21 protein-coding genes are annotated in these 25,476 nt (G+C 75.6%); 15 read left to right on the top strand and 6 right to left on the bottom strand.

Going from position 1 to position 25,476, the window contains the following annotated elements:
* Positions 1-104 precede the first annotated feature (104 nt).
* The 4 genes from I4I81_RS07815 to I4I81_RS07800 all read left to right on the top strand — a co-directional run bounded on the left by I4I81_RS07815 (position 105) and on the right by I4I81_RS07800 (position 5,487).
* A complete protein-coding gene (locus I4I81_RS07815; RefSeq protein WP_218605764.1) occupies positions 105-2,876 on the top strand; it encodes a DEAD/DEAH box helicase in 2,772 nt (923 codons plus the stop codon).
* A 298-nt stretch (positions 2,877-3,174) separates the two neighbouring features.
* Positions 3,175-3,837, top strand: coding sequence for a DUF4333 domain-containing protein (locus I4I81_RS07810; protein WP_218615923.1), 663 nt, complete (start codon positions 3,175-3,177; stop codon positions 3,835-3,837).
* Entirely contained in the window at positions 3,837-5,030 is a 1,194-nt protein-coding gene (locus I4I81_RS07805) for a GNAT family N-acetyltransferase (protein ID WP_218604867.1), read from the top strand. The genes I4I81_RS07810 and I4I81_RS07805 overlap by 1 nt, the downstream gene beginning before the upstream one ends.
* Positions 5,031-5,112: 82 nt before the next feature.
* Positions 5,113-5,487: a hypothetical protein gene (locus I4I81_RS07800; protein WP_218604868.1), complete on the top strand. Its 375-nt coding sequence runs from the start codon at positions 5,113-5,115 to the stop codon at positions 5,485-5,487.
* Positions 5,488-5,518: 31 nt separating this feature from the next.
* On the opposite strand, the gene I4I81_RS07795 is transcribed toward I4I81_RS07800, so the two are convergent.
* Positions 5,519-6,079: an RNA polymerase sigma factor gene (locus I4I81_RS07795; protein WP_218604869.1), complete on the bottom strand. Its 561-nt coding sequence runs from the start codon at positions 6,077-6,079 to the stop codon at positions 5,519-5,521.
* A gap of 119 nt (positions 6,080-6,198) precedes the next feature.
* On the opposite strand from I4I81_RS07795, the gene I4I81_RS07790 reads away from it, so the two are divergent.
* Genes I4I81_RS07790 through I4I81_RS07780 form a run of 3 tightly spaced genes read left to right on the top strand, consistent with a single transcriptional unit; the run spans position 6,199 to position 10,378 of the window.
* Positions 6,199-6,618, top strand: a complete 420-nt coding sequence (locus tag I4I81_RS07790) for a hypothetical protein (protein WP_218615922.1) — start codon at positions 6,199-6,201, stop codon at positions 6,616-6,618.
* Complete coding sequence (locus tag I4I81_RS07785) at positions 6,615-8,513, top strand: dynamin family protein (RefSeq protein ID WP_218604871.1); 1,899 nt, start codon at positions 6,615-6,617, stop codon at positions 8,511-8,513. The genes I4I81_RS07790 and I4I81_RS07785 overlap by 4 nt, the downstream gene beginning before the upstream one ends.
* Positions 8,510-10,378, top strand: coding sequence for a dynamin family protein (locus I4I81_RS07780; protein WP_218604872.1), 1,869 nt, complete (start codon positions 8,510-8,512; stop codon positions 10,376-10,378). The genes I4I81_RS07785 and I4I81_RS07780 overlap by 4 nt, the downstream gene beginning before the upstream one ends.
* On the opposite strand, the gene I4I81_RS07775 is transcribed toward I4I81_RS07780, so the two are convergent.
* Both I4I81_RS07775 and I4I81_RS07770 read right to left on the bottom strand, forming a co-directional pair.
* Complete coding sequence (locus I4I81_RS07775; protein WP_218615921.1) at positions 10,375-12,843, bottom strand: Hsp70 family protein; 2,469 nt, start codon at positions 12,841-12,843, stop codon at positions 10,375-10,377. The two genes, I4I81_RS07780 and I4I81_RS07775, sit on opposite strands and share 4 nt — an antisense overlap.
* 19 nt (positions 12,844-12,862) lie before the next feature.
* Complete coding sequence (locus tag I4I81_RS07770) at positions 12,863-13,837, bottom strand: 5'-3' exonuclease (RefSeq protein WP_225924513.1); 975 nt, start codon at positions 13,835-13,837, stop codon at positions 12,863-12,865.
* 30 nt (positions 13,838-13,867) lie between these two features.
* Here I4I81_RS07770 and I4I81_RS07765 point away from each other — a divergent pair, with 30 nt between their 5' ends.
* On the top strand, positions 13,868-14,989 hold the full coding sequence (locus I4I81_RS07765; protein ID WP_218615920.1) for a M24 family metallopeptidase: 1,122 nt from the start codon (positions 13,868-13,870) through the stop codon (positions 14,987-14,989).
* Positions 14,990-15,011: 22 nt separating this feature from the next.
* On the opposite strand, the gene I4I81_RS07760 is transcribed toward I4I81_RS07765, so the two are convergent.
* Positions 15,012-16,052, bottom strand: coding sequence for a GDSL-type esterase/lipase family protein (locus I4I81_RS07760; protein ID WP_226363811.1), 1,041 nt, complete (start codon positions 16,050-16,052; stop codon positions 15,012-15,014).
* Positions 16,053-16,293: 241 nt separating this feature from the next.
* On the opposite strand from I4I81_RS07760, the gene I4I81_RS07755 reads away from it, so the two are divergent.
* From I4I81_RS07755 to I4I81_RS07725, 7 genes are all read left to right on the top strand, one after another.
* Positions 16,294-16,482, top strand: coding sequence for a PspC domain-containing protein (locus I4I81_RS07755; protein WP_218606221.1), 189 nt, complete (start codon positions 16,294-16,296; stop codon positions 16,480-16,482).
* On the top strand, positions 16,479-17,936 hold the full coding sequence (locus tag I4I81_RS07750; protein ID WP_218615919.1) for an amidohydrolase: 1,458 nt from the start codon (positions 16,479-16,481) through the stop codon (positions 17,934-17,936). Before I4I81_RS07755 ends, I4I81_RS07750 begins: the two co-directional genes overlap by 4 nt.
* Before the next feature lie 128 nt (positions 17,937-18,064).
* The gene (locus I4I81_RS07745) at positions 18,065-18,877 is read left to right on the top strand and encodes a PIG-L deacetylase family protein (protein ID WP_218605947.1); all 813 of its coding nucleotides are present in this window, start codon (positions 18,065-18,067) and stop codon (positions 18,875-18,877) included.
* A 105-nt stretch (positions 18,878-18,982) separates the two neighbouring features.
* Positions 18,983-20,626 carry a glycosyltransferase family protein gene (locus I4I81_RS07740; protein WP_218615918.1) on the top strand — a complete coding sequence of 548 codons (1,644 nt, stop codon included), beginning with the start codon at positions 18,983-18,985 and terminating at the stop codon, positions 20,624-20,626.
* A gap of 110 nt (positions 20,627-20,736) precedes the next feature.
* Positions 20,737-22,260 (top strand): apolipoprotein N-acyltransferase, encoded by a 1,524-nt coding sequence (lnt, locus tag I4I81_RS07735; protein ID WP_218616534.1) that lies wholly within the window; start codon positions 20,737-20,739, stop codon positions 22,258-22,260.
* Positions 22,253-22,999: a polyprenol monophosphomannose synthase gene (locus I4I81_RS07730; RefSeq protein ID WP_218603799.1), complete on the top strand. Its 747-nt coding sequence runs from the start codon at positions 22,253-22,255 to the stop codon at positions 22,997-22,999. Before lnt ends, I4I81_RS07730 begins: the two co-directional genes overlap by 8 nt.
* A complete protein-coding gene (locus I4I81_RS07725) occupies positions 22,996-23,490 on the top strand; it encodes a phosphoribosyltransferase (RefSeq protein WP_218603798.1) in 495 nt (164 codons plus the stop codon). The genes I4I81_RS07730 and I4I81_RS07725 overlap by 4 nt, the downstream gene beginning before the upstream one ends.
* A gap of 6 nt (positions 23,491-23,496) precedes the next feature.
* Here the strand turns inward: I4I81_RS07725 and I4I81_RS07720 are convergent, their stop codons facing one another.
* Positions 23,497-24,774, bottom strand: coding sequence for a cytochrome P450 (locus tag I4I81_RS07720; RefSeq protein WP_218603797.1), 1,278 nt, complete (start codon positions 24,772-24,774; stop codon positions 23,497-23,499).
* Positions 24,775-24,876: 102 nt separating this feature from the next.
* On the bottom strand, positions 24,877-25,221 hold the full coding sequence (locus tag I4I81_RS07715; RefSeq protein ID WP_141276432.1) for an RNA polymerase-binding protein RbpA: 345 nt from the start codon (positions 25,219-25,221) through the stop codon (positions 24,877-24,879).
* Positions 25,222-25,476 lie beyond the last annotated feature (255 nt).

Genomic DNA, 25,476 nt, shown 5'->3' with positions numbered 1-25,476 from the left:
GCTGAGCCGTGGACCCGGGGGAGGTGGGGCAGTCCCAGCCCGGGAGGCGATCTCGGTGAGCGATGTCATGCCGGGCAGGGTGCCGCGACGCACCGGCACCGCGGATGTGCCAGTGTGGTCCGGTGGCCAGCAGCACGCCTGCTCCCGCGGAGGCCTACGCCGCCGCCCGGAGCCGGGCCGCACGACCGAACCTGACGGAGTTCGCCTCAGGTCTCCCCTTCGAGCTGGACGGCTTCCAGCGCAGCGCCTGCTCGGCGCTCGAGGACGGGCACGGCGTGCTCGTCTGCGCGCCGACCGGGGCGGGGAAGACCGTGGTGGGCGAGTTCGCCGTCCACCTCGCGCTCGCGCAGGGGCAGAAATGCTTCTACACGACACCGATCAAGGCGTTGAGCAACCAGAAGTACGCCGATCTCGTCGCCCGGCACGGCGTCGACGCGGTCGGGCTGCTCACCGGCGACACGGTGATCAACGGCGACGCGCAGGTGGTCGTCATGACCACCGAGGTGCTGCGCAACATGATCTACGCGGGCAGTCGGGCGCTCGAGCACCTCGGGTACGTCGTCATGGACGAGGTGCACTACCTCGCCGACCGCTTCCGCGGCGCGGTGTGGGAGGAGGTCATCCTCCAGCTCCCCGAGCACGTGGCACTGGTGTCGCTGTCGGCGACGGTCAGCAACGCCGAGGAGTTCGGCGACTGGCTGGTCACCGTGCGCGGCGACACCACCGTCGTCGTCGACGAGCACCGGCCCGTACCGCTGTGGCAGCACATGATGGTGGGCAGCCGCCTCGTCGACCTGTTCGCGGGCGAGGACGAGTCCGGCGAGCTGCAGGTCGATCCCGACCTGGTCCGCAGCACCCGCGACCTGGAGCGGTCGAGCTCGGTCTGGGACCGCGGCCGCGGGCGCTCCCCGCGCCCGGGAGGGGGCCGGTCGCAGACGCGGTTCCGCCCGCCGTCGCGCACGACCGTGATCGACCGCCTCGACCGCGACGGCCTGCTCCCGGCCATCACGTTCGTCTTCAGCCGTGCGGGCTGCGACGCTGCGGTCGGGCAGTGCCTGCGCTCGGGTCTGCGGCTCACGACCGAGGACGACGTCGCGGAGATCCGCCGGATCGTCGACGCGCACACCTCCGAGCTGCCCCAGGCCGACCTGGCCGTGCTGGGCTACTGGGAGTGGCGCGAGGCCCTGGAGCGCGGGATCGCCGCGCACCACGCCGGGATGCTGCCCGCGTTCAAGGAGACGGTGGAGGAGCTGTTCGTACGCGGGCTGGTCCGGGCCGTCTTCGCCACCGAGACACTGGCGCTCGGCATCAACATGCCCGCGCGGACGGTCGTGCTGGAGCGGTTGGTCAAGTACAACGGCGAGAGCCACGCCGAGCTGACGCCGGGGGAGTACACGCAGCTCACCGGCCGCGCGGGGCGCCGCGGCATCGACGTCGAGGGCCACGCCGTCGTGATCTGGCAGCCGGGCGTCGACCCCGTGCAGGTCGCGGGGCTCGCGTCGACGCGCACCTACCCGCTGCGCAGCTCGTTCAAGCCCGGCTACAACATGGCCGTCAACCTGGTCGCCCGCCTGGGGACGGAGGCCGCGCGCGACCTGCTGGAGCAGTCGCTGGGCCAGTTCCAGGCCGACCGCTCGGTCGTCGGGATCTCCCGGCGGATCGACCGCAACGCCGAGGCGCTCGCCGGCTACGAGGAGTCGATGCGCTGCCACCTCGGTGACTTCGGCGAGTACGCCCGGCTGCGGCGGCAGGTCTCCGACCGGGAGAAGTCGCTGTCGCGCCAGGGCGTGGCCGAGAGCCGGGAGGCGTCCGCGGCGTCGCTGCGCCGGCTCAAGGTCGGTGACGTCATCGCCGTCCCGGCCGGGCGTCGCGCCGGGCTCGCCGTCGTGCTCGACCCGGGCGTCGACTCCGACGGCGACCCGCGCCCGCTGGTGCTCAGCGAGGACCGCTGGGCCGGTCGGCTCTCGCCCGCCGACTTCCCGGGGCCCGTCGAGGCCCTCGGGCGGATGCGGCTGCCGCGACGCGTCGACCACCGCGCACCGCGCGTCCGCCGGGACCTGGCGTCGTCGCTGCGCGGCACCGGGATCGTCGCACCGACCACACCGCGCCGCCGCGGCCGCGGCGACTCCGTCGACGACCCGGAGCTCGCCACCCTGCGCCGCGCCCTGCGCGCCCACCCCTGCCACGGGTGCGACGACCGCGAGGCGCACGCCCGCTGGTCCGAGCGCGCGTCGCGGCTGGAGCGCGAGACCGAGCAGCTGCGGCAGAAGCGCCAGGCCACCACGCACTCGCTGGCCCGCGCGTTCGACCGCATCCGGTCCCTGCTCGGCGAGCGGGGCTACCTCGACGGCGAGGAGGTCACCGAGGACGGCGCCCGGCTGGCCCGGCTGTGGGGAGAGTCCGACCTGCTCACCGCCGAGTGCCTGAGCCACGGCGCATGGAACGGGCTGGAGCCCGCGGAGCTGGCCTCCGTGGTCTCGGCGCTGGTCTACGAGACGCGCCGGGACAACGGGCCGGTGCCACGCGTGCCGTCCGGTCCGGTCAGCGAGGCCCTCGCGACGACCGTCCGCATCTGGGGCGAGCTCGACGCCGACGAGCGGCGCCACCACGTCGACCGCACCCGCGAGCCCGACCTCGGGTTCGCGTGGCCGATGCACCGCTGGGCGCGCGGCGAGTCGCTCTCCGCCGTCCTCACCGCGGCCGAGCAGAACGGCTCCGAGCTCTCGGCCGGCGACTTCGTGCGCTGGTGCCGCCAGGTCCTCGACCTGCTCGACCAGATCGCCGGGGTCGCCGGGCGCTCCAGCGGCGTCGGCCGGGTCGCGGTGCAGGCCGGGCAGGCCGTGCGTCGCGGCGTGGTGGCGGTCGGCGCCACCTGATCGGGACCCCACCTGATCGGGGCCCCGCCCGATCCGGCGTTCGGCTGCGCCGTCCGGGTCGCCTGTGCTTGGATCCCGGCTGTGCCCGGATGTCCCCGGACACGACGAGGAGAGGTCGGCGATGACGACGCCCGAGGAGTCCCCGCACGGCAGTCCGGCCGAGGGGACGGACCGTGCCGCCTGGGGCCGGCCGCCTGCCGGGGGCTGGGGCGATCCGTCCCGGGACCCGTCCCCGGACCCCGGTTCGGAGACCCGCTCGTGGAGCGAGAGCGCGCCGGGGAACGAGGACGAGACCCGCGTGGACCGGTCCTGGCCCGACCGGCCGGACCAGGACGCGACCCGGGTGGAGCAGCCGGGGGTGTGGGGCGCCCCGCCGGCCGGTCAGCAGCCGGCGTGGGCGCAGCAGCCGCCGCCCGCGGGGGGCTGGAACGTGCCGCCGCAGCAGCAGGGCGGGCCGTCCGGGTGGGGGCCGGCGCCGGGGCAGTACCCGCCACCGGGCCAGTACCCGCCGCAGTACCCGGGCCCGCAGCCCTACCCGGGGCAGCCGTACCCCGGCGGGCCTCAGCAGGGCTACCCGCAGGGCCCGCAGTGGGGTCAGGGCTACCCGCCCCTGCCCGACGTCGGCCGTGCCCCGCGCCGGTCGCGCGTCCCGCTCGTCGTCGGCGCGATCGTGGTCGCGCTGCTCGTGCTCGGCGCGGTCCTCGCGTTCGTCTCGCCAGGGTTCCTCAACACGACCGTGTTCGACCAGGCCGCCCTGCAGACCGGCGTGCAGCGGGTCCTCGTGGAGGACTACGGGTACGGCGTCGTCGGCGACGTCACCTGCGGTGCGCCGGGGGAGTCGATCCGGGTCAGCGACGGCGCCGGCTTCACCTGCACCACCACGATCGACGGAGCCCCGGCCACCGTCCCGGTCCGGGTCACCAGCAGCACCGGCGACTACGAGGTCAGCAGGCCCGCCTGATGCCACCGGTCCACGTCCTCGGCCCCGACGAGCTGCGCGCCGCGCACCGCCTGTTCGCGGCCACGATCCAGCAGGACCCCGTACCCGACGACGACTGGGAGCGCGCCGGGCGCAGCTACAGCCCCGGTCGCACCCTGGGCGTCGCCGACGACGGCGCGCTGATCGGTACGGCCACGTCGTTCCCCACGCGCACCGCGGTGCCCGGCGGGGCCGCGCTCGACACCGCGGCCGTCACCCGGGTCGGGGTGCGCCCGGACCGCACCCGCCGCGGCGTCCTGTCGGCGATGATGCGCACCCTGCTCGACGACGCCGTGGATCGTGGCGAGCCGCTCGCGTCGTTGCGGGCCAGCGAGGCCCGGATCTACGGCCGCTTCGGCTACGGCGTGGCCAGCCGGGGGCGTCACGTCTGCGTCAGCGGCCGCGGTGCGGGATGGCGCCGGGAGCCGGCGGGGGCGGTGCGGCTCGTCCTCGGCGCCGACATCGAGCCCACGCTCACCGCGCTGCACGACGTCCTCGCGCTGCGCCGTCCCGGCGGGATCACCCGCCGACCGGCGTGGTGGTGGGCGCAGGTCGGGCGGTTCGTCGCGAAGGAGCAGCACCTGGTAGCCGCCGTCCACACCGGCCCCGACGGCGACGACGGGTTCGCGCTCGCGTCCCCGCTACCGGAGGGCTCGTTCTCGCACCGCGCCCTGAAGGTGAACGACCTGCACGCCGACGGCCCCGACTCCACCGCCGCGCTCTGGGCGTTCCTCACCGGGATCGACCTCGTCGACCGGGTCGACGGCTGGCTCCGCCCCGTCGACGAGCCGTTGGAGCTGCTGCTCGCCGACCCCCGCGACTGCACCGTCACCGGCGCCGAGGACGAGACGTGGCTGCGCCTGGTCGACGTGCCCGCGGCCCTCGCCGCACGGGCCTGGGGCGACGGGGCGCCCGTGCTGGTCGGGGTGCACGACCGCCTGCTCCCGGCCAACGACGGCGTCTACCGGATCGGGGGCGGCACCGCGGAGCGTGTGGGCGCCGACCCCGAGCTGGAGTGCGACGTGGACGCACTCGCGATGGCCTACCTCGGTGACCGCGCGCCGTCGCTGCTCGCGGCGACCGGATGGTGGCGGGTGCACGACGCCGGAGCCCCGGCCCGGGCCGACGCGCTGTTCGCCGCCGACCGCCTGCCGTGGTGCGGGACGTACTTCTGAAGATCTCCCGGAGGTCGCTGTAACCCGGGGCGGCCGGGCGGCGTCGGTAGGGACAGAAGCCGACGAGTCCGAGGAGCCCGCGATGTCCGAGTGCGCCGACCCCACCACCTACGCCGACCCCACCACCTACGCCGACCCCACCACCGAGTACGTCGACCGCGACGGTGACGGCTACGCCGAGACCACGCTGCTCGACACCGACGGTGACGGCGCGTTCGACACCGTGCTCGTCGACGTCGACGCCGACGGCCTCACCGACGTGGGCGGGGTCGACATCGACGCCGACGGCCGCATCGACCTGGTCGCCGTGGACACCGACCACGACGGTCGCGCCGACGTGGGGTTCCTCGACACCGACCGGGACGGCGTCCCGGACGAGGTGCTCGGCGCCGCGGACGGCCCGTTCCCGTCCCCGGCCGACGACGACACCTACCCGCGCACGGCGGCGGCGTCCTGACGTGGCTCCCGCACCCCCGGCACTCCCGACCTCAGCGCCCGAGCTGCGCCTTGAGCGCGGTACGGGCCCGGTGGATCCACACCTTCACGCTGTTGAGGGGGGCGTCCATCAGCTCCGCCACCTGCGCGTAGGGCATGCCACCGACCCACAGGAGCAGCGCCTCCCGATGCTTCTCGGGCAGCGTCTCCAGGGCGGCCTGCACCGCCATGGTCTCGACCAGCACGTCGGCGAACAGGCCGGCCGAGGCGTCGCGGGGGCGGTCCTCGATGTCGTCGACGTTGGTCTCGGGGCGCCGGCCGCGGGCCCGGATGACGCTCAGGGCGGCGTTGCGGGCGATCGTGAACACCCACGCGCCGAACGGGCAGCGGTGCTCGAAGCGGTGCAGGTTGCGCCAGACCGCGATCTGACACTCCTGCAGGGCGTCGGCGGCGTCGGTGCGGTTGCCGGTCAGCCGCAGGCACAGCGCGTGCGCCTGGCGCTCGGAGGCCCTCCACAGGGTCTTGAACGCCTCCTGGTCGCCCGCCTGGGCGGCGATCACCAGTGCGGCCTCGTCACCGGGTTCGTCCGGTTCGGGGAAGGGGCCGGTGGCCATGGTCCTCCTGCGGCTCGGGGGCGCTCGGATCATGGTTCGCGGCGCGACCGTGGATCGTTAGCCATCATGGCCCCAACGGTTCGACCCGGATAGAACCGACTCACAGAACGGAGAGTGCGATGACCGACGACATGGTGTCCCGCGACGCGCTGCACGAGCTGTTGTTCGACGACGTCGCCCTGCCGGCCGGGTCCGACGCGATGTTCGCGCAGACCTTCGCGGCCGAGGGGTCCGACGGTTCTGAGCTCCTGCCGCCCGACGGGCTGTTCGACATCCCGGCCGACGCGGACCCCGCCGACCTGGACCCGACCGACCCGGACCCCGCCGACCCGGACCCCGCCGACCCGGACCCCGCCGACCCGGCCTCCGACGGGTTCGACGACGACGCCCCGGCCCTCGACGACCACTCCGCGCACGACGACCACTCCGCGCACGACGGTGACGCCCACGGGCCCACCGACGACCCCGACCACGTCGGACCCGACAGCACCGACCCGGCCGCCGACCACGGGCACCACGACCCCGGCACCGGCTGGTGAACGCCGCCGACCCGCTCGCCGCCCTGCGCGAGCTCTGCCACGGCGGTGCGTCGCGGGCCCGCGACGCACGGCTGCGTGCCGAGCTGCTGGCGGTCGGGTCGCAGCTGGACCGGCCGCTGCAGCTCGCGGTGGCCGGATCGGTCAGTGCCGGGAAGTCGACGCTGATCAACGCGATGCTGCGGCGCTCGGTCGCCCCGGCCGACGCGGGGGAGTGCACGCGGCTGGTCACCTGGTACGAGCACGGCGAGCGCGACGGCGTCGTCCTCGTCGAGTGCGTCGACGGCACCGTGCACCGGCTCGCGTTGCAGGACGGACGGCTGCCCGCCGAACTCGGCGTCGATCCCGCGGTGGTGCTGCGGCTGCGGGTGCAGCTCGCCGACCCGGCGCTGCGCACCGTCACGATCATCGACACCCCCGGCGTCAACACCGTCTCCGCCGAGAACGAGGACGCCACCCGCCGCCTGCTGTTCGGCGACTCCGCCGCCGAGCACGCCCAGGCGCTGCTCTACGTCCTGCGCTACGTCCAGCGCTTCGACGCCGACACCCTCGACGAGTTCCGGGCGCTGTCGGCCGCGTGCGGGATGACCGCGGTCAACACCGCCGCCGTGCTCACCCAGATCGACCGCCGCGGCGACGGCGACGGCGACCCGTGGCCCACCGCGCGCCGGCTCGTCGCGAAGGCCTCGGCCGACCTCGGCGGCCGGGTCCTCGACGTCGCCCCGGTGATCGGCCTGCTCGCCGAGACCGCGCGGGCGAACGCGCTGGGTCCGGCCGAGGTCGACGCGCTGCGCGAGCTCGCCGCCCTGCCCGCCGACGAGCTCGACGACCTGTTGCTCGACCTCGACGAGTTCACGACGGAGGCCTACGGGCCCGTCGACCTCCCCACCCGTGCGGTCCTCGTCGCCCGCCTGCACCGCTACGGCATCCGCGAGGCCGTCGCCCGGCTGCGCAAGCGCCCGACGACCGGGCCCGCCGAGCTGCACCGCTGGCTGGCCGGCTGCTCCGGCTACGGCGCCGACGTGTCCGCCGACAGCGGCACGGTCGTCTGGGAGGCCGACGCGAGCGGCCCCGACCTGCCCCGCACGCTCGCCGACGTCCTCGACCGCTTCGCCCGCCACGCCGGGCGGCTCAAGGCGTTCGCCGCGGTCGGCCGGATCCGGGCGCTCGCCCGCCGCGAGGTCGACCCCCGCGACGCCGCCCTGGTCGCGGAGCTGCGCGAGGCCGTCGACGAGAACCGGCCGGTGGTCGCGGGCCTGCGCGGCCTGCGGATCCTCGCGGCCTGCGCCGCCGTGGGCCGCGGCCAACTGCGCCTGGACGACGACATGACCGCGGAACTCATGCGCCTGGCCCGCTACGACGACCCCGCCACCGGGCTCGGCCTGCCACTGACCTGCACCGCGGCCGACGTCGTCGCGGCCGCGGGGGAGGCGTCGCGACGGTGGCGCCGCGTCGTCGCGCTCGCCGGGCCGACCGTCGGCGGGCAGCGGGCCCGGGACGTGCTCGGCGCGCTGGAGGACATCGCGGCGGCCGCGTTCGCGAGTGCCCCCGTGCCCGTCCCGGCGCCGGCGCCGCCGCCACCGCCCGCGCCGGACCCGACGGCCGCCCGGATCCACCGGATCGCACGGCCGGGGTGGACCGGGCTCGACACCGCCCAGCTCGACCGCCTCGCCCGGTCCCCGGTCCTCGGCGACCGCGAGCGCGCCGCGGTGACGCGGCTGCGGGGGTCGTCGGGGCCGCCCGACGCCCTCGGTGTCGAGGACCCCGCCGCGTTGGCCGCACGGTTCCGGGTGCTGCTGCACCGGCCGCTGCCGGTGGCCGAGCGGCGGGCCGTGCAGGCGGTGTGCGCGGTGTTCGAGGGTCTGACGTTGCGGACGAGCGCTGGAGGATCGGGATGAGCGGGGTCGTCGCGGGAGTGCTGCGCCTGGCGAACGAGGTGCACGGGCTGGCGAAGGCCGCCGGGCGGGAGGACCTGCGGGCCCCGCTGGCCGAGCAGGCCGCGCGCTGGAAGGACGGAACCACCACGATCGTCCTGGCCGGGGCCCAGAAGCGCGGCAAGAGCCGGCTGCTCAACTGTCTCGTCGGGCACCCCGACCTGCTCCCCGTCGACGCCGACATCGCCACCCACACGCAGGTCGCCGTCACCCGCGGGCCGGCGCTGGCGGTCACGGTGCTGCGCACCGACGGCAGCCGCACCGAGGTCGACCCGTCCGAGCTGCCCGCCTACGCCTCCGTGCTCGGCGACCCGGCCGTGCTCCGCGAGGTCGCCGGGCTGGAGGTGACGATCGACGAACCCCTGCTCGACGGACTGCGCCTGGTCGACACCCCCGGCGTCGACAGCCTGACCCTCGGCCACCGGCATGCGACGATGGGGGCGCTGGCCCGCGCGGACGCGCTGCTGTTCGCCGTCAGCGCCCAGGACCAGCCGATCCTGCGCCACGAGCTGGAGTTCCTCGCCGAGGCCGCGGCCCGGATCCTGTCGGTGGCGTTCGTGCTGACGAAGGTGGAGGACTCGACGTCGTGGCGCGACCTGCTCCGCGAGAACCGCGAGCGGCTCGCCCGGTTCTGCGGCCCGGACGGACCCGGCGTCGACCCGGAGGTCGCACGACGGCTGCTGGAGGCGCCGTGGCTGCCGGTCAGCGCGAAGCTGGGCGAGGCCGCGCTGACGCTGCAGGCCGCGGGGCACACCGACCGCGCCGCGGCCCGCCTGGAGCGCAGCGGCCTGCCCGGGCTGCGCCGGCACGTGCAGCGCTGCAGCGAGCGCCGCGAGCTGGTGCGGGCGGGCGGGGTCCTCGGGCTCGCCGTCTCCGGCATCCGGGCGCTGTCCGAGCCGGAGGAGGACCGCGCCGCCGGTGACGCCGACGACGGGCTGGCGCAGCGGCAGGCCGCCGTCGACGAGGAGATCGCCGTCCTCGCCGCGCTCAAGCGCGAGCGCAGGCGCCGCAGCATCGACCACCAGCTGATCGGCCGCCGGGTCGTCAACCGGTCCCGGGCCCGGCTGGAGGCCTACCGGCGCACCTACGAGCGCGAGCTCGTCGAGCTGACGAAGCCCGCGGACGTCAGCCGGTACGCCGCGACCCTGCCCGAGAGCATCGAGCGCACGCTGAGCGCGGCGTGGCAGGAGATCGCCGCCGACACCGAGCGCACCGTCGCCGACGCCCTGCCGCGCTACCTCGCCGAGATGGGCGTCGACCCCTCCGAGCTCGACCGGGTCGTCATGGAGGCCCCGGTCCGCGGCCCCGGTGAGCTGCGCGCCGAGGGGCCGGGCGGGAAGTTCGACGTGATCGGCGAGGGCGTCCCGGCGCTGATGATGGCCAGCAGCGTCGGGTTCCTGTCCTCGCACGCGTTCGTCGGGCTCGCGTTCGGGCTGTCGTTCCTCGCGCCCGTCGCGATCGGCGGCCTGCTCGCCGGCACGCTGCTCGCCCACCGCCGCCGACTCGCCGAGGCCACCCGCAACCGCACCGCGCTGACGAAGGCGCTCGGCGACGCGTTCGCGGTCGCGACCAACGAGATGGCGGTGGCGATCGAGCAGGCGGTGGCGGCGTGGCGCGGGGGAGCGGAGCAGGCCGTCGACGCCGCGTTCGCGACCCGCCAGCAGGAGCTCGACGCGCGCCGCCGCGAGCTGGCCGGGCTCGCCGCCCAGGACGCCGCCGCCCGCAAGCGCGCCGCCGCCGCGGCGCAGGGGCGCCTCGACACCCTCACCGAGGCCGGCCGCCGGGGCCGCGAACTGTCGGCCGAGCTGGCGAAGGAGCTGGCCCCCTAGCTGATCCGGACCAGGGTCCCGGGGTCGGAGCAGGAGTCACCGGGGGCCGCGGCGGGGACGTGGCGGGCGAGCAGGGCGCCCGCCGCCCGCCCGACGGGCTCGAGCCATCCGCGGGCGGTGGCGAGCACGCGCAGCCCCGGCGGGCCCGCCGCCACGAGCTGCGAGTTCCCCGATCCGTCTCCCGCGCCGAGCAGCAGGGACTCGCCCTCGGCCCGGACCCGCGGTGCCTCGTCGGCGCGGGCGGCGGCGGGGGAGCCGAGCAGCGACGGCAGCCGGCCGAGCTCGCGGAGGCCGCCGTCGGACAGGGCGTGCACGACGAGCCCGGTCGCCCCGACCGCCAGCCCGAACGCCTGACGGCCCGCGACGGCCCACCGGACGTCGCCGCCGGGCGGGCGGGGCAGGACGACCCGGCGGCCGGTGCCGCGCGGGTCGGCCCGGTGCTCCAGCCCCGCGGCGCCCGCCAGGAGCCAGCGTCCGCCGCTGGCCACGACCTGGCGGACACCGGTCTCGTCGGCCACCGCGGTGATCTCGCCGCCTGGTCCGACCAGGCACACCGCCTGGCGGCCGGCGCGCCCGAGCACCAGCGCGAGGGAACGGCCGTCGCCGAGGAGCGCGGGTACCGCACTGCCGGCCCGGGCGGTCGGGTCGAGCGACCGCCGGGTGCCGTCGAGGTAGGCGAACACGGCCGGCCCGAGCGGCAGCACCGGTCCCGGCGCGCCGCGGCGCAGCGGGATCACCTGTACGGCGAGGGTGCCGGACTCCTCCAACGGGCCCGTCATCCGCGTGTCCGGCGACCGCAGCACGGCCCACGCGATCCCGCCCGCGGCGACCAGGAACGGGCGGTAGGGCGTCGGGAGCGGCGTCGAGGTGCCGACGGACAGGTCGGGCCCGAGCGTGTGGCAGTGCAGGTCGCCGCCGCGGCGCTCGGCCACCACGATGCCGCCCTCGGCCACCGCCCACCCCACGAGCCGCCCGAACCGGATCTTCCGGTCCGCCTGCCCGGTCACCGGGTCGATGCGGGCGATCCGGTGCCGCCCGGCCGGGCCGTCGGGTGCCGACCACACGTAGAGCCGACCGCCGACGACCTGCGCGTCGAGCACGTCCTCGGCGAGCGGCACCAGCTCGTCGCGGCGGGGCACGGGCCCGATCCGGGTCACCGCGGCGGGCGGGACGATGCCCGGAGACGTCGTCGGGGCGGGGGGTGCTCCCTGCGCGATGGGCGCCGCGGGACGCGCTCTCCCGAGCGGCGCCGCCCTCCCGTCCGGCGCCGCCCTCCCGTCCGGCGCCGCCCTCCCGTCCGGCGCCGCCTTCGCGGGTGGGTCGGGCGCCCCCGCCGGTGCGACCGGTCGTGCCGGTGCCGGCGGGGCCACGGGCCGACCCCCCGCGAGCAGCGCGGCACCCAGCGCCACGGCCCCCTTCGGATCCGTCGACGTGCGGACCCGCGCCCCGTACCGCTCGCGCAGCACCCGCTCCACCAGCGGGGTGCGGGCCGCACCGCCGGTGAGCAGGACGACGTCGACCTCGGTCCCCGAGAGCGTCTCGGCGAGGAGCCGGGCGCTGCGGCGCACGTCGTCGCCGATCAGGTCGTCGAGCTCGGCGCGGGTGATGTGGACGTCGGCGTCGGCCCCGGCGACGTACTGGCTCGCCGTCTCGAACGTCGACAGCGCCTCCTTGGCCAGTCGGGCCTCGGTGAGCAGGTCGGACTCGGCGGCGAGCCGGGCCGGGTCGGTCGTCAGCTCCTCCCACCACTGCGGCGCGGCGTGCTTGAGCTGCTCGCCGAAGTGCCGGAACACGAGCTGGTCGAACACCTCCCCGCCGAGGTCCGGGTCGCCGCCGGGGCGTCCGAGGATCCGGAACGCGGCCCCGTCCGGGACGAGGACGGTGGCGTCGAAGGTGACGCCGCCCAGGTCGTAGACGGCGACGGGGCCCGTCACCCGGTGCTGCACGGCGGCCGCGACCGGCTCCGGGACCAGCTCGACGTCGACGCGCGGCAGCACGCGTGCGGCGACCTCCCGGAGCTCTGCGAGCCGGTCGACGGGCCACCCCGCGGGATGGGTGAGGACCAGGCGGGACGGGTCGGCGTCGTCGTGGCGGCGGCGGCCCTCCTGCACGAACAGGACCAGCAGTGCGGCGAGCGCGTCGACGGCGCTCACCGGCCGCCCGCCGAGCAGCATCGGGGCGCGCCCGACGTAGCGACGCGGGTTGCGCTCGGCCCGGTCCGGCAGTCGCCCCACCGCCCGCTGCGCGTAGCTGCCTGCGACGAGCCGGGCGTCCTCGGTGAGCAGGACGGTGGTCGGCACCCGCGGCTCGCCGCCGACCTCCAGCAGCTCCACCGCGCCGTCGACGGCGATCGCGCCCGCCGCGAAGCTCGTGCCGAGATCGACGCCGAGCGCCCAGGTGCCCGCCCCGTCGGCCCCCGCTCCCTCGGCCCCCGCTCCCTCGGCCACGGTCGTCGCGTCCCTCATCCGTTCCATCCGGGGCGGCTCAGCGGGCGAGCGCGGTGCGCAGCCGCTCCACCGAGCTGCCGATACCCCAGCGCTGCGCCAGCGCGTCGAGGCGCTCGGGGTCGACGGGCTCGGTGGGCAGGGCGTCCGGGCGGTCGAGGCGCACGTCGGCGTCGACGGCCACGCGCACGACCGGCTCGACGACCGCCAGGTACGGCTCGGCCGCGACGAGCTTCGTGCGGACCGTCGCGGAGATGCGGGCGTCGGTGCGGTCCTCGATCGCGGCCCGCAGCTCGGCCCACGAGTCGAAGCGCCCGACCAGCGTGGCCGCGGTCTTCGCCCCGACCCCCGGGACGCCGGGCAGCCCGTCGGAGGGGTCGCCGCGCAGCATCGCCATCTCGGCGTACGCCTCGCCCGCCCGGCCGATCGGCACCCCGTACTTCTCCGCCACCTCGGCCGGCCCGAGCAGCTCGGCCTTGGCCAGCCCGCGACCGACGTAGAGCAGGCGGACGGCCGGGTCCCCGTCGCCGACGATCTGCATGAGGTCGCGGTCGCCGCTGACGGCGAGCACGTGGTCGGTCTTCTCGGTGGCCGCGAGCGTGCCGATGACGTCGTCGGCCTCGTAGCCCGCCGCGCCGCCGGTGGCGATCCCGGCCGCGGCAAGCACCTCCAGGATCACCGGGACCTGCGGCCCGAGCGTGTCGGGTACCAGCTCCGGCACGCCCGCGGGCGCGGTGTCCGGCTCGCCCGGCAGGCGGTGGGCCTTGTAGGTGGGCAGCGCGTCCACCCGGAACGCCGGGCGCCAGTCGAGGTCGAGGCAGGCCACGAGCCGCGTCGGGCGGTGCTCGGTGACCAGCCGCGACACCATGTCGGTGAACCCGCGCACGGCGTTGACCGGGGTGCCGTCGGGCGCCGTCATCGACTCGGGCACGCCGTAGTACGCCCGGAAGTACAGGCTCGCGGCGTCGAGCAGCATCAGTGACGGGACACGCTTCGCTCCCAGGGGCTCGCTCATGGGTGCAGCTTGCCGGATACCCTGCCGGTCATGACAACGGCCGCGTTCGCCGACCGCATCCGCCGCGCCGGGCTCGTCGCCGCCGACCACGGTGCCGACGTCCTGCTCATCACCCCGGGCACCGATCTGCGGTACCTGCTGGGGATGACGGGGGAGACCCACGAGCGGCTGACCTGCCTGGTGCTGCCGGCCGAGGGCCACCTCGCCCCGCCCGCCCTCGTCGTGCCCCGGCTCGAGGCCCCCGGCCTCGCGGGCCTCGGGCTCGACGAGCTGGGGGTCGAGATCGTCACCTGGACCGACGCCGAGGACCCGTACCTGCTGGTCAGCGACCTCGCGGGCGGACCCACCCGGATCGCCGTCGCCGACGAGATGCCGGCCCGGCACGTGTTCGGCCTGCGCGAGGTGTTCCCCGAGGTCGGGCAGGTCCTCGCCGGGCCGGTGATCCGCGAGCTGCGGATGCGCAAGGACGCCGTCGAGGTGGCCGAGCTGCGCGCCGCCGGTGCCGCGATCGACCGCGTGCACGCCCGGATGGCGGAGTTCCTGGAGGTCGGGCGCACCGAGGCCGAGGTCGGGGAGCTGATCACCGCGGCCATCGTCGAGGAGGGCCACACCGGCGCGGCGTTCGTCGTCGTCGGGTCGGGGCCGCACGGCGCCAGCCCGCACCACGACGTCTCGGGCCGCGTCATCGAGAGCGGTGACGTCGTGGTCATCGACATCGGCGGCCCGCTGCCCAGCGGCTACAACTCCGACAGCACCCGCACCTACGCCGTCGGTGCCGAGCCCTCCGCCGACATCCGCGAGGCCTACGCCGTGCTGCAGGCGGCGCAGGAGGCGTCGGTCGCGTCGGTGCGCCCGGGCGTCACCGCGGAGTCCGTCGACGCCGCCGCGCGCGAGCCGATCACCGCTGCGGGGCTGGGCACGAACTTCGTGCACCGCACCGGCCACGGCATCGGCCTCGACGTGCACGAGGAGCCCTACATCGTCGGCGGCAACGCGCTGACCCTCGAGCCGGGCATGGCCTTCAGCGTGGAGCCGGGCGTGTACCTCGACGGGGAGTGGGGTGCCCGCATCGAGGACATCGTCGTGGTGACCGAGGACGGCTGCGAGCGCCTCAACACCCGCCCCCGCGACCTGGTGGTCCTGCCCGGCTGACGGTGTTTCGGGCGGGCGGGCCTCAGGCGGGCGACGCCGCGGCGGCGCCCACCTCGGCCCGGACCCGGCCGTCGGCCCCGGCGACGCAGGCCGCGCCCGGGGCACCGGACCGGACGAACTCCCCGATGCACCGGCCCATCTCCGCGTGCGCCGCGGCCGTGGGGTGGAACGACTCCTGGGCCAGGTGGTAGCCCACCGCGTCGAGCCCGCCGTAGACGAACGCCTCCGGGTCGACCGTGATCCGCCGCTGCCACTCCTCCGAGCGGGGGCTGCGGCTGCACGCCTCGAACCCCTCGGTGGCCCGCGCCATGTCGATGAACCGCACCCCGGTGCGCTCCGCCACGCCCCGCAGGGCGTCGGACAGCGCGGGGAACACCACCGTGCGACCCCAACCCGCGTCGGCCCGGCTGTACGGGCACCCGCGGGCGCCCTGCAGCGGCACCATCGCCTCCGTGACGGGCGAGGCGTAGGAGGCGAGCACGAGCACGTAGTCGTCGTCGGCGTACCCGGCCTGCCCCATCGCGGCCCGCACGTCGCGCACCACCGACTCCACGCGCGGCGCCACCGCAGCCATCCGCCCGGGGACGTCCGCCCCGAGCGACTCCCGGCACGGGGGCACCGTCGGGTCGAGGTAGGCGCGGATGCAGGCGATGCCGGTGCCGGTGAGCTCGGGTTCGTCGTTCGCCCCGACCTGCAGGATCACCGTGGTGACCCGGTACTCCCGCGCCACCTCCCCGAGCCGCGCCGCCTGCGAACCCTCCGTGTAGTGCGAGCCGGACCCGAAGCCGACGTCGGCCGCCTCCGCCCCGGAGCACGCGAGGTTGACCGACTCGTCGGCCAGAGCGGTGCGGTGCACGTAGGCGTGGGCGGAGCGGTGGCACCAGTCGCCGCCCTCCCCGCGGGTACCGGCCACGTAGTCGCCCGCCCCCTCACCGGAGGCGGCGCTGTCGCCGAGCGCGACGACGGCGCTGCGCCGCTCCGCCGCCCCCGCCGGGGGTGCGCCGAGCGACGTGAGGAGGAGCACGGCGAGCGCCGGGAGCAGCAGGCGGCGGGAACGGATCACGGGCCCGACGCTAGGGTCCGGATGCACCGCCTGACCAGGGCATCTGCCGATGCCTGTGGACAACCCCCGTGCGGAGCAGCCGCGATCACGATCAGCGACGGTTGTCCACCGGATCCGGCGACCGGGGTTGACACCCGGGAACCTCAGGGTGTCCTCCGGGCGTTCACCCGATGTCGACGGACCGCATCCGGCGGAGCGTGGACCACGGCGACGAGACGCGTCGCACCGAGAGGAGCCCTTCGTGGCATCGACCCTGACCCGCCCGCGCAACGGGAAGGTCATCGCCGGCGTGTGCGCCGGGATCGCGGACCGGTTCGGGCTGAGCCCGTTCCTCGTCCGTATGGCCTTCGTCCTGTCCTGCATCCTGCCGGGGCCGCAGTTCATCGCCTACATCGTGATGTGGGTGCTGATGCCCAAGCGCAGCGTGTGACGCTGCTGCTCGGCGCCCGGGTCCTCGACCCGGGCGCCCCGGCGGGCCCGGCCGCCGTCGAGATCGTCGACGGCACGATCACCCGCGTCGCGCCGGCCCGAGCGGAGCGCGGCGACCACGTCGTCCACCTCGACGGCGCCGTCCTCACCCCCGCATTCGTCGACGCCCACGTGCACGCCACCTCCACCGGACTGCTCGTCGACGGGCTCGACCTCACCGGCTGCCCGTCCCCGCAGGCCCTGCTCGACGCCGTCCGCACCCGCACCGCCGCCCGCCCCGGCGCGCTGGTCTGGGGCCACGGCTGGCAGGAGCAGGAGTGGGACGCACCCGTCCCCACCCGCGCCGAGATCGACCGCGCCGCCGGGGGAGCGCCGGTCTACCTCAGCCGCATCGACGTCCACTCCGCGCTCGTCAGCGGTGCACTGGCCGCCCCGGGCACCCCCGACGGCCCGGTCACCGCCGACCCGCACCACCACGCCCGCCGCGCCGCGTTGGCCGCCGTCGACGCCCCGGTCCGCGACGCCGCCCAGCGTGCCTTCCTGGCCGACGCCGCCGCCCGCGGGATCGGCGTCGTGCACGAGTGCGCGGGACCGGACATCTCCTCGCGCGCCGACCTCGCCGCCCTGCTGCGCACCGACGGGCCGGACGTCGTCGGCTACTGGGGCGAGGCGGTCACCACCGCCGACGAGGCCCGTGCCCTCCTCGCCGCCACCGGTGCGCACGGCCTGGCAGGCGACCTGTTCGTCGACGGCTCGATCGGGTCCCGCACCGCCGCGCTGTGCACCCCCTACACCGACGCCCCCGACAGCACCGGTATCCGCTACCTCGACGCCGACGCCGTGGCCGCGCACCTCGCGGCCTGCACCGCAGCCGGGATCCAGGCCGGTTTCCACGTCATCGGCGACGCCGCCGCGGCGATGCTCGTCGACGGCCTGCGCCGCTCGGGGCGCGCAGGCGTGCGGCACCGCGTCGAGCACCTGGAGATGGTCGACGCCGCGCAGATGGCGGTGCTGGCCGAGCACGGCGTCGTCGCGAGCGTCCAGCCCCTGTTCGACGCGTACTGGGGCGGCGGGACCGGTATGTACGCCGCGCGCCTCGGCCCGCGCGCCGGCGCGATGAACCCGTTCGCCGCCCTGCACGCCGCCGGGGTGGTGCTGGCTCTCGGCTCCGACAGCCCGGTCACGCCGATCGGCCCGTGGGACGCCGTGCGGGCGGCGGTCGGACACCGCACCCCGGGCTCGGGCCTCACGACGGCGCAGGCGATGTCGGCCCACACCGTCGGCGGGTACCGGGCGGCCGGCGACGCCGATCCGCTCGCCGGTCGGATCGCCCCCGGCGCCCCGGCCTCCTACGCCCTGTGGGACCGGGAGGGCGGCACCTGCCTGCGCACCGTGCAGCGCGGCCGCGTGCTGCACGACACCCTGGGTGACGAGCACCGACCGCTTGTGCCATAGTTCCCGCGTGATCGACCGGACCGGGCCCGCGCTGCGTGGGTGCTGTCCGGGGCGCTGTCGCTGTAGCTGACGCCCCCGGCCCCGTCCGCCTGCCCGCATCCTGCGGCCCGCACGTCTGCGATCACCTCATGAACGAGCCCGATCTCCGCGGCCAGACCGTCCTCGTCCTCCACGCCCACCCCGACGACGAGTCGATCTTCTCCGGCCTCACGCTGCGCCGCCTCGCCGACGCGGGCGCACGCACGGTCCTCGTCCTCGCCACGGCGGGGGAGCTGGGCGGCTCGCGCGTCCCGCTGCGCACCGGGGAGACCGTGCCCGAGCGGCGGATCGCCGAGCTGGAGACCGCAGCCGGGCTGCTCGGCGTCTCGCGGCTGGTGCTGCTCGGGGGGCGTGACTCCGGCCTGCCCGGCGGCCCCGGTCTCGTCCACCCCCGCGCGTTCGCCGCCGCCGACCCCCTGACGCTGGCCCGGCACGTCGCCGAGCTCGCCGACGACGAGGGCGCCGCCACGATCGTCCACGACGACGAGCACGGCATCTACGGCCATCCCGACCACAACGCGGCGTTCCGCGTCGGCGCGCTGGCCGCGGAGCTGACCGGCGCCACGGCGTACCGCACCACCGTCGACCGCGAGCACCTGCACACCGCCGCCCGCGACGGCCACCTCGTGCACGGCGCCGCCCGCGCGGTGCACGAGGTCGGCGGCGCCACCCCGTTCGGCCGCGCGACCGTCGAGATCACCCTCGCCGTCAGCGGCACGACGGCCCACCTCGACGCCAAGCGCGCAGCCATCACCGCGCACGCCAGCCAGCTCGGCCCCGAGGATGTCCCGCTCGCCACGTTCGCCGCGGCCTACGGCTACGAGTGGTACCGGCGCACCGGCCCCGCGGGCGTGCTCGACCGGCTCGGCAACGCCCACCTCCTCGGCGCACCGCGGGTGTAACGGTTCCGGTGGCTCCGCCGACACAGGGCCAGGAGCGCGCTGCAGGGTCGCCGCACGCCCGTACCGGGTCCGTCGGGGGTCCGGGTCGACCCTGGGGAGGCGTCCGTGGCCGTGACCGTCCGGACCGGGTCGACGGCCCGTCCGACCACCCGCCGTGGGCAGCCGCAGTCCCTGCGTGAGATCGGGGTCTGGGCAACGGCCGCCGGTGCCGTGTCCACGGCCGTCACGCTCGCCGTGCCCCACCTGAACATCGGCAACGACGGCTACCAGTACCTGGGCGTCGCCGAGAACCTGCTCACCGGCCACGGCATCACCACAGACCTGCCCTTCTTCGACGTCGAGCAGTCCCACGGCGTCCTCCCCGCCCCGTTCACCACCCAGCCTCCGGGCTACCCGTTCGCGATCGCCGGGCTGCGCCTGCTCGGGCTGCCCCCGGTCGGCGCGGCGGTCACGGTCTCCGTGCTCGCGGTGGCCCTGACCGTGCTGGTGCTCGGCCTCGCCACCCGGACCCTGCAGGTACCCGCCCGGTTCGCCCGCCCGGCGCTCCTCGCGTTCGCCGTCAACCCGTTCACCCTGACGTTCGCGGGCTCGGTCCTCAGCGAGGCGCTGTTCACGCTGCTCGTCACCGGCACCGCGCTCGGGCTGGTGGCCGCGCAGCGGACCGTCGGGCACCGCCGCGCCTCGGTGCTGGCCGGCGTCGCGCTCGGCCTGTCGGTGTGGGTGCGCTACGCGGGCCTGTTCGTCGTCGTCGGCACCGCGGTCGGGCTGACGGTGCTGCTGCTGCTGCGGCGCGACCGGCGGGCCGCGGAGACGCTCGCGATCACCGTCGGCGTCGCGGCCCCGCTGTTCGGGGCCCTGCTGCTGCGCAACGTGGTCGTCGCGGGCAGCTGGCGGGGCGGCAACACCGTGTCCGTCGACCACCCCGTCGGCGGCCTGGTCCTCGACACCGCCGACGCGCTGCTGCACCTCGTCATCGGCGACGCGTCGAGCCTGCCGGCCCGTGCCGCCCAGGCGGTGCTCGGGCTCGCGGCACTGGTCGGGCTCGTCGTGCTGGTCCGGCGCCGCCCGCGCCCCGCGACCGGTCCGGTCGTGCTGCTCGGCGCGGTCGTCGCGGTGTACGGCGTGCTGATGTTCGAGGCCGGGCTGGTCTCGGTGATCTCCTACGGCCCGCGGATGTTCTTCCCCCTGCTGCCCACCGCGCTGCTGCTGCTCGCGCTCCTGGCGGCCGCCACCGTGCCCGTCGTCCCCGCCCCGCGCACCGCCGAGCCTCCGCGTCGCGGACCCCGGTACGCCGGCGCGACCGCGGTGGCGGCGATCGGCCTGCTGGTCGGGGTCCTCGGCGTGCTCACGACGTCCGACCCGCCGCCGGACGCCGGTGTGGCGCAGCGGCTCGCCGCACCGGTGGCCGGCGGAGACACCGTCCCGGAGTGGCTCGACGCCCGCCTCGGCCCCGACGAGCCGGTCCTCGCCGCCGACGGCCAGGCCACCGGCTACGTCCTGCGCCGCCCGGTCGTCGGGCTCGTCGAGTCGACGTTCTCGGACCTGCGCTGGAACGAGGACACCGTCGCCGCGACGATGGACCGCTTCGACGCCCGGTACCTCGTGCTCTACCGCCACCCCCAGGACGGCGGCGGGCAGGTCGTGGAGGAGGAGACGCCGTTCCTGCGGATCCTGCTCGCCGGGCGGCCCGTGGCGACGCTGACACCGGTCGCTGTGAGCGACGAGGTGCTGGTGCTCGAACGCCGGTGAGCCGTGACGTCCGACCCCGGACGTAGGCTCACCCCCGTGGCCGCTCCCACCACCGATCCCGTCCCGCCCCCGGGGCTCCGCCGCGCCGACGCGCGCTCGTCCCCGTCCGGCTGGTCGCCGCCGCGGCGGGCGGGTACCTGCTGTACCTGAGCTTCCCGCCCAGCACGCTGTGGTGGCTGGCGCTGCCGGCGTTCGGCCTGTTCGGCGTGGTCCTGCGCGGCGGGTCGGCGCGCGCCGGGTTCGGCTACGGGTTCGTGTTCTCGATGGCGTTCCTGACGCCGCTGCTGGTGTGGGTCAGCTCGTTGGTGCAGTGGTTGCCGTGGATCGCCCTGTCGGTCTTCGAGTCGCTGTTCGTCGCCGTCGCGTGCGCCGGGATGGCCGTGGTCACCCGCCTGCCCGCGTGGCCGCTGTGGGCCGCCGCGGTGTGGGGGATCGGCGAGTCGGTGCGCTCCCGGATCCCGTGGGGCGGCATGCCGTGGGGCCGCGTCGGTTTCGGCCAGCCCGACGGCCCGTTCCTGCCGGTCGCCGCGATCGGCGGGGTGCCGCTGCTGTCGTTCGTCACCGTGCTGGCCGGGCTCGCGCTGGGGGAGCTGGTGCGCAGGCTCGTCGTGCGGGAGGGGATCGCCTCGGTCCGGACGCCCGCGGTCATCGCCGTCGCCGCGCTGCTCACCGGCCCGATCGCCGCGCTGGTTCCCGCGTTCGGTGGCGGGCCCGACCGGGTCGTCACCGTCGCCGCGGTCCAGGGCAACGTGCCACGCCTGGGCCTGGACTTCAACGCCCAGCGCCGCGCCGTCCTCGACAACCACGTCCGCGTCACCGAGGAGCTCGCCGCCGACGTCGCCGCCGGCCGCGCCGAGCAGCCCGACGTCGTCGTGTGGCCGGAGAACTCCTCCGACATCGACCCCCTGCAGAACCCCGACGCAGCCGCGCAGATCGACCGCGCGGCCACCGCGATCGGCGTGCCGATCCTGCTGGGCACGATCCTGCGCAACCCGCCGGAGATGGCCAACTCCGACGGCCCGACGTCGAGCAACGCCGCCGTGGTGTGGGAGCCCGGCGTCGGGGTGGTGGAGCGCAGCGACAAGCGCCGCATCCAGCCCTTCGGCGAGTACATGCCCTGGCGCAGCTTCTTCCGGCTGTTCTCGCCCTACGTCGACCGGGCCAGCAACTTCCTGCCCGGGCCGGGGGAGGGGGCGCTCGACGTCAACGGGGTGCGCGTCGGCATCGCGATCTGCTGGGAGATCGCCTTCGACGACCTGCTCGCCGACAGCGTCGCCGCGGGCGCGGAGATGATCGCCGTGCCGAGCAACAACGCGACCTTCGGGTTCACCGACATGACCTACCAGCAGCTGGCCATGTCGCGGATCCGCGCGGTGGAGTTCGACCGGTCGGCGGTCGTCGTCACCACGTCGGGGGTGAGCGCCACGGTCACCCCGGACGGCACCGTCACCGCCCGCACGCAGCAGTTCACCCCGGACACCCTGGTCGATCGGACGACGCTGCGCACCACCGTTACCCTGGCCAGCCAGCTGCGATCGGGCCCGGAGTGGGTCGTGGTCGCCCTGGGTCTGGGGGCCGTCGCCGTGGCGGTCCCCGCGCGCCGCCGGGCGGCGGGAAGGAAGTCCGATGTCTGAGGTCCCGGGACCCGTGCTGGTGGTGATCCCGACCTACGACGAACGCGAGAACATCGGGCCGGTCGTCGCGCGGCTGCACGCCGCCGTCCCCACCGCCGACGTGCTCGTGGTCGACGACAACAGTCCCGACGGCACCGGGAAGCTGGCCGACGAGATGGCCGCGGCCGACCCCCGGATCAGCGTGCTGCACCGCACCACGAAGGACGGCCTCGGCGCCGCCTACCTCGCCGGGTTCGCCCACGCGCTGGACGGCCCGCACCAGGTCGTCGTCGAGATGGACGCCGACGGCTCGCACGCCCCGGAGGACCTGCCCTCCCTGCTCGACGCGCTGCGCGACGCCGACCTCGTCCTCGGCTCGCGGTACGTGCCGGGCGGCGCGGTCCGCAACTGGCCCGCGCACCGCGAGTGGCTCTCCCGCGGCGGCAACCTCTACTCCCGCCTCGCCCTGGGCGTCCCGATCCAGGACATCACCGGCGGCTACCGCGCCTTCCGGCGCCAGGTGCTCGAGGAGCTCGACCTCGGCGAGGTCGCCTCGCAGGGCTACTGCTTCCAGGTCGACGTCGCCTACCGTGCCGTGCTCGCCGGGTTCCGGGTGCGCGAGGTGCCGATCACGTTCGTCGAACGGGAGCGGGGGGCGTCCAAGATGAGCCGGTCGATCGTCACCGAGGCGCTGTGGCTGGTCACGAGGTGGGGCGCGCAGCGGGTGCTGCGCCGGCGCGGGGCGAGCGTGAGCGCGTGAGCGAGCGCGAGACCCTGACCTGGGAGCTGTTCGGCACCGCCTCGCGCGAGCTCGCCGAGCAGGTCGCCGCCGACGGATACCTGCCCGACATCGTCCTGTCCATCGCCCGCGGCGGGCTGTTCGTCGCCGGCGCGCTCGGTTACGCGCTGGACGTGAAGAACCTGCACGTCGCGAACGTCGAGTTCTACACCGGCGTCGACGAGCGGCTGCCCGTGCCGATCATGCTCCCGCCGGTGCCGAACGTCGTCGACCTGTCCGGGGCGCGGGTGCTGGTCGCCGACGACGTCGCCGACACCGGGGCCACGCTGAAGCTGGTACGCGACTTCTGCGTCGGGCACGTCGCCGACGTCCGCTGCGCGGTGGTCTACGAGAAGCCGCACTCCACGGTGCAGTGCGAGTACGTGTGGCGGCGCACCGACAAGTGGATCAACTTCCCGTGGAGCACCCTGCCGCCCGTCGTGCGCAGCGCCGGCCAGGTCCTCGACGCCTGAGGTCTCTCAGAGCGCGTACGCCTGCCGCTTCACGCCGTTCACGAAGTCCGACAGCAACCGGTCCGGCTCGCCCACGGCCCGGATCGTGGGTGCCCGGGTCAGCAGCTCGGTGAGCAGGATCGTCGCCTCGGTGCGGGCCAGCGCCGCACCCAGGCAGTAGTGGGGTCCGGGGCCGCCGAAGCCCAGGTGCGGGTTCGGGGAGCGGGTGATGTCGAACCGGTCCGGGTCGGTGAACACGGCCTCGTCGCGGTTGGCCGAGGTGTAGAACAGCAGCAGCTTGTCACCGGCCCGGACCGGGGTGCCGGCGAGCTCGCCGTCGGCGGTGGCGGTGCGGCGGAACTGCAGCACCGGGCTGGCGTGGCGCACCGTCTCCTCGACCGCGCCGCCGATCCGTCCCGGCACGTCGGCCAGCAGGTGCTCGCGCTGCTCGGGATGGTCGGTGAGCAGGCGCAGGGCGTGGGAGATCGTGGCGCGCGTGGTCTCGCTGCCGGCCAGCACCAGCAGGATGAACAGGGTGCCGACCTCGCGCGGGGTGAGCCGCTCGCCGTCGACGTCGGCGTGCACCAGGGTCGAGATGAGGTCGTCGCGGGGCTCGCGCAGCCGCTCGCGACCGGTGCGGCGCACCAGGCGGTGCAGCTGCTCACCGGCGAACGCCAGGCGGGCGCTCAGCGGCAGCAGGTGCCGCACGCCGGGCGCCCCGTGCCGCATCAGGTACGCGCGGCTGACGCCGTTGTGCTCCGGGTCGTTGGAGCCGACCAGGGTGTTGCCGTGGCGGGCGACGAGGTCGTGGTGGGTGTCGTCGAGACCGAGCATCGTGCAGATGACGGCCACCGGCAGCCGCTGCGCGACCCGGGACACGAACTCCCCGGAGCGCTCGGTCAGCACGTCGTCCACGATCCGGGTGGCACGGGTGCGGATGTCGGACTCCAGCCGCGCCAGCATCCTCGGCGAGAACGCCCGCGCGAGGACCTTGCGCAGCCGCGCGTGCTCCGGCCCGTCCTTGCTGATCATCGAGTCGAGGTAGCGCAGCAGCCACGGGGGGATGTCGTAGAGCGAGGCGGCGTTGGGGGCGTTGCCGAACAGCCGGGCGTCCCGGGTCGCCGCCACGACGTCGGCGTGCCGGACGACGGCGTGGAAGCCGTCGCGGCTCGGGGTGAACGGTGCGCGGTTGGTGAACGGGACCCACGGCAGCCCGTCCCGGCGGCGCAGCGCGGCGAAGACGGCGGCGCGTTCGTCGTCCGGGCGGGCCCAGAAGGCCAGGTGGCCGGGGTCTTCGCTGCTCATGCCGGAATCATGGTGCGACGGGCCGCGGACGAACAAGAGCCGGGCCACCCCACTGGGGTGGCCCGGCTCCGTGGTGGTTCGGCTGCGTCAGACGATCTCGGGTCAGGCGATCTCGCGGCGACGCTCGGCCAGCAGTTCGAGGCGCTCGTTCAGGAGCACCTCGAGGTCGGCGACGGAGCGGCGCTCGAGGAGCATGTCCCAGTGGGTGCGCGGCGGCTTGGTCTTCTTCTGCTCCGGCTCCGAACCGTCGACCAGCTTGGAGATGCTGCCGTGCAGGCGGCACTCCCAGGTGTGCGGGGCTTCGGCGTCGTGCGAGAAGGGCACCTCGAAGTCGTGCCCACGCGGGCACGCGTAGCGCATCGACTGCCGCGGCGCGAGGTCGTGGTTGCGGTCGGTCTCGTAGCTGACAGCCCCGAGCCGGCTGCCACGGAGCACGCGGTCGGCCATGCGTCTTCCTCCCGTTCTTCACCGAGGGAGCCTCCCTCGGTGTTCACTACCGGGTGTAACGTCTACGTCGCAGGCGCTTGTTCCCGTTCCGGGGCCGCAGACGACCGGTGTCGATGTGCTCTGTTCATGAAGAACAGTGCGACCGACACCTGCTGTTCGCCGCCCCGATCCGACAGTGTGGCCCATCCGGCCCGATCGCACACGCGACTGTGACGTGTCAGCCAACTGTGACTTATGTCACCAGGCTAACTACTG

The organism is Pseudonocardia abyssalis, from assembly GCF_019263705.2.
Lineage (GTDB): Bacteria > Actinomycetota > Actinomycetes > Mycobacteriales > Pseudonocardiaceae > Pseudonocardia > Pseudonocardia abyssalis.
This window is presented reverse-complemented; position numbering and strand designations above follow the sequence as displayed.

Coding starts and splice junctions, on each gene's coding strand:
- I4I81_RS07815 (WP_218605764.1), top strand. CDS start 105: ATGTGCCAGTGTGGTCCGGTGGCCAGCAGCACGCCTGCTCCCGCGGAG.
- I4I81_RS07805 (WP_218604867.1), top strand. CDS start 3,837: ATGCCACCGGTCCACGTCCTCGGCCCCGACGAGCTGCGCGCCGCGCAC.
- I4I81_RS07800 (WP_218604868.1), top strand. CDS start 5,113: ATGTCCGAGTGCGCCGACCCCACCACCTACGCCGACCCCACCACCTAC.
- I4I81_RS07795 (WP_218604869.1), bottom strand. CDS start 6,079: ATGGCCACCGGCCCCTTCCCCGAACCGGACGAACCCGGTGACGAGGCC.
- I4I81_RS07790 (WP_218615922.1), top strand. CDS start 6,199: ATGACCGACGACATGGTGTCCCGCGACGCGCTGCACGAGCTGTTGTTC.
- I4I81_RS07780 (WP_218604872.1), top strand. CDS start 8,510: ATGAGCGGGGTCGTCGCGGGAGTGCTGCGCCTGGCGAACGAGGTGCAC.
- I4I81_RS07775 (WP_218615921.1), bottom strand. CDS start 12,843: ATGAGGGACGCGACGACCGTGGCCGAGGGAGCGGGGGCCGAGGGAGCG.
- I4I81_RS07770 (WP_225924513.1), bottom strand. CDS start 13,837: ATGAGCGAGCCCCTGGGAGCGAAGCGTGTCCCGTCACTGATGCTGCTC.
- I4I81_RS07765 (WP_218615920.1), top strand. CDS start 13,868: ATGACAACGGCCGCGTTCGCCGACCGCATCCGCCGCGCCGGGCTCGTC.
- I4I81_RS07745 (WP_218605947.1), top strand. CDS start 18,065: ATGAACGAGCCCGATCTCCGCGGCCAGACCGTCCTCGTCCTCCACGCC.
- I4I81_RS07730 (WP_218603799.1), top strand. CDS start 22,253: ATGTCTGAGGTCCCGGGACCCGTGCTGGTGGTGATCCCGACCTACGAC.
- I4I81_RS07720 (WP_218603797.1), bottom strand. CDS start 24,774: ATGAGCAGCGAAGACCCCGGCCACCTGGCCTTCTGGGCCCGCCCGGAC.
- I4I81_RS07715 (WP_141276432.1), bottom strand. CDS start 25,221: ATGGCCGACCGCGTGCTCCGTGGCAGCCGGCTCGGGGCTGTCAGCTAC.